This is a genomic window from Geobacter sp. 60473 (assembly GCF_036323535.1).
GTDB classification, from domain to species: domain Bacteria; phylum Desulfobacterota; class Desulfuromonadia; order Geobacterales; family Geobacteraceae; genus Geobacter; species Geobacter sulfurreducens.
Map to the genome: position 1 here is coordinate 98,952 of NZ_AP028967.1, position 6,049 is coordinate 105,000.

The 6,049-nt window shown below is 58.8% G+C and carries 10 protein-coding genes (1 of these 10 running past the window's edge); all 10 read left to right on the top strand.

Annotation, left to right across the window (positions count from 1 at the left end; all coding sequences use genetic code 11):
- Window positions 1–29 precede the first annotated feature (29 nt).
- A complete protein-coding gene (ffh, locus tag AABA48_RS00490) occupies window positions 30–1,388 on the top strand; it encodes a signal recognition particle protein (protein ID WP_286351639.1) in 1,359 nt (452 codons plus the stop codon).
- Between the two features lie 83 nt (window positions 1,389–1,471).
- The gene (gene rpsP, locus AABA48_RS00495; RefSeq protein ID WP_014551371.1) at window positions 1,472–1,738 is read left to right on the top strand and encodes a 30S ribosomal protein S16; all 267 of its coding nucleotides are present in this window, start codon (window positions 1,472–1,474) and stop codon (window positions 1,736–1,738) included.
- 52 nt (window positions 1,739–1,790) lie between these two features.
- A complete protein-coding gene (locus AABA48_RS00500) occupies window positions 1,791–2,021 on the top strand; it encodes a KH domain-containing protein (RefSeq protein ID WP_010941305.1) in 231 nt (76 codons plus the stop codon).
- Window positions 2,021–2,560 carry a ribosome maturation factor RimM gene (rimM, locus tag AABA48_RS00505; RefSeq protein WP_286351640.1) on the top strand — a complete coding sequence of 180 codons (540 nt, stop codon included), beginning with the start codon at window positions 2,021–2,023 and terminating at the stop codon, window positions 2,558–2,560. The genes AABA48_RS00500 and rimM overlap by 1 nt, the downstream gene beginning before the upstream one ends.
- Window positions 2,557–3,294, top strand: coding sequence for a tRNA (guanosine(37)-N1)-methyltransferase TrmD (trmD, locus tag AABA48_RS00510; RefSeq protein WP_286351641.1), 738 nt, complete (start codon window positions 2,557–2,559; stop codon window positions 3,292–3,294). The genes rimM and trmD overlap by 4 nt, the downstream gene beginning before the upstream one ends.
- Entirely contained in the window at window positions 3,291–3,875 is a 585-nt protein-coding gene (locus tag AABA48_RS00515; RefSeq protein ID WP_286351642.1) for an RNA methyltransferase, read from the top strand. The genes trmD and AABA48_RS00515 overlap by 4 nt, the downstream gene beginning before the upstream one ends.
- 74 nt (window positions 3,876–3,949) lie before the next feature.
- Window positions 3,950–4,306, top strand: coding sequence for a 50S ribosomal protein L19 (rplS, locus tag AABA48_RS00520; protein WP_286351643.1), 357 nt, complete (start codon window positions 3,950–3,952; stop codon window positions 4,304–4,306).
- Between the two features lie 51 nt (window positions 4,307–4,357).
- Window positions 4,358–5,011, top strand: coding sequence for a ribonuclease HII (locus AABA48_RS00525; protein ID WP_286351644.1), 654 nt, complete (start codon window positions 4,358–4,360; stop codon window positions 5,009–5,011).
- Window positions 5,002–5,388 (top strand): YraN family protein, encoded by a 387-nt coding sequence (locus AABA48_RS00530; protein WP_286351645.1) that lies wholly within the window; start codon window positions 5,002–5,004, stop codon window positions 5,386–5,388. The genes AABA48_RS00525 and AABA48_RS00530 overlap by 10 nt, the downstream gene beginning before the upstream one ends.
- 68 nt (window positions 5,389–5,456) lie before the next feature.
- Window positions 5,457–6,049: the 5' portion of a nitrilase-related carbon-nitrogen hydrolase gene (locus AABA48_RS00535; protein WP_286351646.1), read on the top strand. The gene runs 259 nt beyond the window's last position; only the first 593 of its 852 coding nucleotides appear in the window; it begins with the start codon at window positions 5,457–5,459; its stop codon lies off the right edge, out of view.

A 6,049-nucleotide genomic window follows, 5' to 3' on the forward strand; every position in this document is an offset into this window, starting at 1 on the left:
CCGCATAATATATTGAATTAATTGAGATAATGCTCGAAAATCTTTCCGACAAGCTTGACGTCCTCTTTAAAAAACTCCGCGGTCAGGGAGTGATGAGCGAGGAGAATATCAAGGAGGCGCTCCGCGAGGTGCGGCTCGTTCTTCTTGAGGCCGACGTGAACTTCAAGGTCGTCAAGGACTTTGTCGAAAAGGTTCGTGTCCGTGCCGTCGGCACCCAGGTGCTCCAGAGTCTCACGCCGGGGCAGCAGGTCATCAAGATTGTTCAGGAAGAGCTTGTGGCCCTCATGGGCGGGGGCGAGGACAACAGTCTCGATCTGGCTGCAAAGCCGCCGGTCCCCATCATGATGGTAGGCCTCCAGGGGGCCGGCAAGACCACCTCCTGCGGCAAGCTGGCCCGGCTGCTCAAGGCGCAGCGGCGTCGACCGCTCCTGGTGCCTGCCGACGTCTACCGGCCTGCGGCCATTGAGCAGCTGAAGACCCTCGGACGGCAGCTGTCCGTGGAAGTGTTCGATTCCCGGGCGGATCAGGACCCGGTCGATATCTGTCGCGACGCGCTCCGTTACGCAACTCTCAACGGCTTCGACGTGGTCATTCTTGACACCGCCGGCCGCCACCAGATCGACGAGTATCTCATGAATGAGCTCGTCAGGATCAAGGAGGCGGCGGAGCCGCGGGAAATCCTCTTCGTCGCCGACGCCATGACCGGCCAGGAAGCGGTCAATGTGGCCAGCGGCTTCAATGACCGGCTCGATATTACCGGCGTGGTCCTCACCAAGCTTGACGGCGATGCAAAGGGGGGGGCTGCGCTCTCAATCCGGGCGGTGACCGGCAAGCCGGTGAAACTTGTAGGGGTCGGCGAAAAGCTTGACGCCCTGGAAGTTTTCCATGCGGATCGTCTGGTGTCGCGCATCCTTGGAATGGGTGATATTCTTACCCTTGTGGAGAAGGCCCAGGCGACCTTCGACTCTCAGGAGGCCGAACGGCTTCAGCAGAAGCTCAAGAAAAGCCAGTTCGATCTGGAGGATTTCCGCAACCAGCTGCAACAGATCAAGAAGATGGGCTCCATTGAGTCGATTCTCGGCATGATTCCGGGGGTCGGCAAGGCCATGAAGCAACTGCAGGGCGCTCAGCCTTCCGAGCGAGAGCTCAAGCGGATCGAGGCGATCATCGGCTCCATGACCCCTGCCGAGCGTGCGAACCACGCGATCATCAACGGCAGCAGGCGGCTGCGCATCGCCAAGGGGAGCGGCACCACCGTTCAGGAGGTGAACCAGCTCCTTAAGCGTTTCACCGAGGCGCAGAAAATGATGAAGCAGCTCCAGAAACTCGGACCAAAGGGGCTGATGCGCGGCATGAAAGGAATGGGCAAGGGGATGTTCCCCTTTTAGATGCATTCATAAGCAGTCCGAAGCAGGATATAACGACATTCACCTATGCGGCCTCCGGGCCGTGACACCACCAGGAGGAAGAGATGGCCATCAAGATTCGTCTGGCTCGTGCCGGGGCCAAGAAGAAGCCCTTTTACCAGATTATCGTCGCCGACGTGCGTAGTCGGAGAGACGGTCGATTCATCGAGAACGTGGGGACCTATGACCCCAATCAGAACCCCGCCGCCGTCAAGTTCGAGGAAGCCAAAACCCTCGAGTGGCTCGGCAAGGGAGCTCAACCGACCGATACGGTCAAGCAGATTCTCAAAAAAGCAGGTATCTGGGAGAAATTCGTCGCAAAGTCTGTGTAACTGAAATTTGATTCCCGGTCCGCCGGTCATTTCCATCACAGAGGTTACCGACATGAGAGAACTCGTAGAGACCATTGCCAGGGCGCTTGTGGACGATCCCACCCAGGTACGGACCACCGAGGAGATGGAGGACGATGCGACGGTGATTAAGTTGACCGTTGCCAAGGAGGACATGGGAAGAATCATCGGTAAGGAGGGTCGTACGGCCAAGGCCATCAGGACCCTGCTGAATGCGGTTTCGACCAAGGACAACAAGAAAGCTGTGCTGAAGATTGTGGAATAATGACGCGAAGAAGTGAGCCGGCGCGGCAGGACGATCTCAAGCTGCTCGGCAAGATAGTGACAACTCACGGGATTCGGGGGCAACTCAAGGTTGCTTCCTTTTCCGGTGAATTTGATACGATCCTTTCCCTTGAGACGGTCGTGCTCAAGGGAAAGGACGGCAGGATGGAGACATTCCCCGTGGCACGGGCGACCGTGCATCATGACCGGGTGCTCCTTTCGCTTACACCGTTTACGAATATAAACGAAGTGCATCATCTGGTCGGCTGTGAGCTTTACGCCCATCGCGATCAGTTCCCCCCCCTGGAAGAGGGGGAGTATTACTGGTGCGACCTCATCGGCCTCCAGGTCGAAACAGCGGCGGGGGTCGTCATCGGCCAGCTCGACTCGATACTTCCCACGGGAAGTCATGATGTCTACGTGGTCCGCGGCGCCGACAGGGAATATCTCATCCCGGCCGTAGAGGATGTGGTGGTGCAGGTTGACCTTGAGGCAGGCACCATGACTGTCAGCCCCCCCGAGGGGCTGCTCGATCTATGAAATTTGACATATTGACGCTGTTTCCACCCATGTTCGACGGGCCTCTTACCGAAAGCATCATCCGGCGGGCCGTGGAACGGGGGCTCGTGAATATCAGTCTGCACAATATTCGCGACTACGCAACCGATCGGCACCGGGTCGTTGATGATGCCCCGTACGGCGGCGGTGATGGCATGGTCATGAAAGTCGAGCCTCTTGCCGCCTGCATTGAGGCGGTGAAGGCCGGGCGGCCGGCAGCACGTGTCATCCTGACCACCCCCCGGGGACGGCGATTCGACCATGACGCCGCCCGCGAGCTGGCCGGCTGCGAAGAGCTCATCATCGTTTGCGGCCGTTATGAAGGAATAGACGAGCGGGTGCGCGATCTCTTTGTGGATGAGGAATTTTCCATCGGCGATTTCGTTCTCACGGGAGGCGAACTTGCTGCAATGGTGATGGTCGACGCGGTGATCCGCTTCATCCCCGGTGTCCTGGGCTCTCCCGGCTCGGCCGAATGTGACTCTTTCGCTGACGGCCTGCTCGAATACCCCCAATACACCCGTCCAGTGGAATTCAGGGGGACGCGGGTACCCGACGTTCTCCTGTCTGGGAACCACGCCGAGGTCGCTCGCTGGCGGCGGCAGAAGGCCCTTGAGCTGACGAGGCGGGTGCGTCCCGATCTGCTCCACGGTGCGGAGCTGAGCGGCAGGGACCGGGATTATCTGACGACGCTCGGAAGGGAAGAAGAGCCATGACCTGCAGCGAGTGCAGCAGACCTGCGGTGAGTGTGGCTCTGGTCCATTATCCGGTGTATGACAAGAATCGGCAGGTAGTCGCAACGGCCGTCACCAATCTGGACATTCATGATATTTCCCGCTCTGCCAGGACGTTCGGCCTCAATCATTACTACCTGGTTACCCCCGTTGAGGGGCAGAAGGAGTTGGCCGGGCGGATCATCAGGCATTGGCGGGAGGGATGGGGGGCATCCTATAACCCCAAACGCAAGGCGGCCCTGGATCTCGTACGGATTTCGAACTCCATCGAAGAGGTCCTGGAAGAACTCGGTGACGAATACGGAGCGCCTGCCCGTCTTGTTACCACCGGCGCCCGCCAGCATCCGCGCAGCATCGGGTATGAGCAGATGGCGTCGATAATGGCGCATGATCGTGATCATCCCTACCTCATCGTGTTCGGTACGGGATGGGGGCTAACGGAGGATTTTTTCGACCGGGCGGACTTTGTGCTCGCACCGATTCAGGGTCCGGGCGAGTATAACCACCTGTCGGTTCGGTCGGCAGCGGCAATCATCATGGACAGGCTGTTCGGGGTGCGATGAAAGCGGTGCCCCGCGCCAGATAGACCTGACAACAAACAGACGTTTTCTGTCAGATAAACGGGAGGAAGAGAAGCATGAACAAGATTGATGCAATTGAACTGGAGCAAATGAAAAAGAACATCCCCCCCTTCAAGCCGGGCGATACTCTCAAGATTCACGTGAAAATCGTGGAAGGCGACAAGAGCCGTATCCAGGCGTTCCAGGGGGTGTGCATCAGCCGACAGAACGGCGGCATCCGCGAGTCGTTCACCGTCCGCAAGATTTCCAACAACATCGGGGTCGAGCGTGTGTTCCCGCTCCACTCGCCCACCGTTGACGCTATTGAAGTGATTACCCGCGGCCATGTCCGCCGGGCCAAGCTCTACTATCTCCGCAAGCTGCGCGGCAAGGCCGCCCGCATTCGCGAAAAGAAGTACGTGGCGGCTCAGTAACCAAGAAGCCCCGCCCAGTGCGGGGCTTTCGCTTTTTCGGCAGGAGGGGCAGTGCCGTTAACCCTGTTCGATCATGAGCCACAGCCGACGGTCTGGGATTTCGAGAACCGGGCTGCCCGTCGCGGCTATCGCGCCATTGCAGGCGTTGATGAGGCGGGGCGCGGTCCCCTGGCCGGACCCGTTGTGGCGGCGGCCGTCATCCTTCCCTTCGGCGCAGACCTGCCGGGCGTCGACGATTCCAAGAAACTCACCCCAGCGCGTCGCGATGACCTGTTTACCCTCATCCAAAGTACCGCCCTTGCTATCGGTGTCGGTGTGGCGGATCACCAGGTTGTCGACCGGATCAATATCCTTCAGGCCACTCTCTTCGCCATGCGCGAAGCCGTGGAGTGTCTGGCCGATCCGCCCGATTACCTTCTGGTGGACGGAATTTCCCCCATTCCTCTTCCCGTGGCTCAGCAAACCATCAAAAAAGGCGACAGCGCAAGCATCTCCATTGCAGCAGCTTCCATTATCGCCAAGGTAACCCGTGACCGGCTGATGGCGGAGTATGATCAACTCTACCCCGGCTATGGTTTTGCCGAGCACAAGGGGTACGGGTGCGCCTCCCACATGGCAGCTATTACCGCACTGGGTCCTTCGCCCATTCACCGCACAACCTTTCGCGGGGTCAGGGAGCACCTGGGAGGAAGTCGGTGCCGGTAGGAGAAGGCAGCCATCATAACAAGATCCTCGGTGTTCGCGGAGAGGATCTGGCCGCAGCCTACCTTGAACGGCTCCGTTACTGTATCATCGACCGAAACTTTCGCTGCAGGGGAGGGGAGGTTGACATCATAGCCCGTGACGGCAAGACCCTCGTGTTCGTCGAGGTCAAAACCAGGAGGACGGCTGGTTACGGCGTGCCCCAGTTGGCGGTGACTCCTTTCAAGCAGCGGCAGATTTCCAAGACGGCCCTTGCCTGGCTCGCCCGCAAGGGCAGTCTTGACGAAAACGCCCGGTTCGATGTCATCGCAATTACCCTTCTTCCCCCCGATGCCCCCCACATTGAACATATCACCAACGCTTTTGAGCTTGCCTACTGACCCGGAATTACCGTTGAAACCTCCCTACCCCTGTGGTACCGTAGGCCGAAACTTACGGGAGAGATGTCGTGGATTTCACTATCGCACTGGCCCAGATCAAACCGAAACTTGGTTGTGTCGCCGATAACTGCCTCATGGTTCGTCAGGCCGTGGAGCGGGGTATCGACGAGAAGGCTGATCTTGTCGTTTTTCCTGAACTGGCGCTTACGGGCTACTTTCTCAAAGACTTGGTCCCCGATGTAGCCCTGCGGCTGGACGCCCCAGAAATCAATGCACTCCGGGAGTTTTCCCGCCATATTTCCATTGCGGTGGGCCTTGTAGAGGCGTCGGCTGACTATCGTTTTTTTAATACCTCTCTCTACCTTGAGGGGGGAGAACTGCGCCATGTCCACAGGAAAGTGTACCTGCCCACATACGGGCTCTTCGATGAGCAGCGCTATCTCGCGCGAGGCGAGCACTTCCGGGCCTTCGACTCCCGCTTCGGCCGGATGGGGCTCCTCATATGCGAGGATATGTGGCATCTTTCCGCTCCCTATATTCTTGCCATGGATGGTGCAACCACGGTGATCTGCCTCTCGAGCAGCCCTGGACGGGGATTGACCGAGGATGACAGCCTCGGCTCGACCGTTGCCTGGCAAAAACTGACGTCGACCACGGCCAT

Bases quoted from the DNA above. Each gene is read 5' to 3' on its own strand.
- AABA48_RS00500 (WP_010941305.1), top strand. From the start codon at position 1,791: ATGAGAGAACTCGTAGAGACCATTGCCAGGGCGCTTGTGGACGATCCC.
- trmD (WP_286351641.1), top strand. From the start codon at position 2,557: ATGAAATTTGACATATTGACGCTGTTTCCACCCATGTTCGACGGGCCT.
- rimM (WP_286351640.1), top strand. From the start codon at position 2,021: ATGACGCGAAGAAGTGAGCCGGCGCGGCAGGACGATCTCAAGCTGCTC.
- AABA48_RS00515 (WP_286351642.1), top strand. From the start codon at position 3,291: ATGACCTGCAGCGAGTGCAGCAGACCTGCGGTGAGTGTGGCTCTGGTC.
- ffh (WP_286351639.1), top strand. From the start codon at position 30: ATGCTCGAAAATCTTTCCGACAAGCTTGACGTCCTCTTTAAAAAACTC.
- rplS (WP_286351643.1), top strand. From the start codon at position 3,950: ATGAACAAGATTGATGCAATTGAACTGGAGCAAATGAAAAAGAACATC.
- rpsP (WP_014551371.1), top strand. From the start codon at position 1,472: ATGGCCATCAAGATTCGTCTGGCTCGTGCCGGGGCCAAGAAGAAGCCC.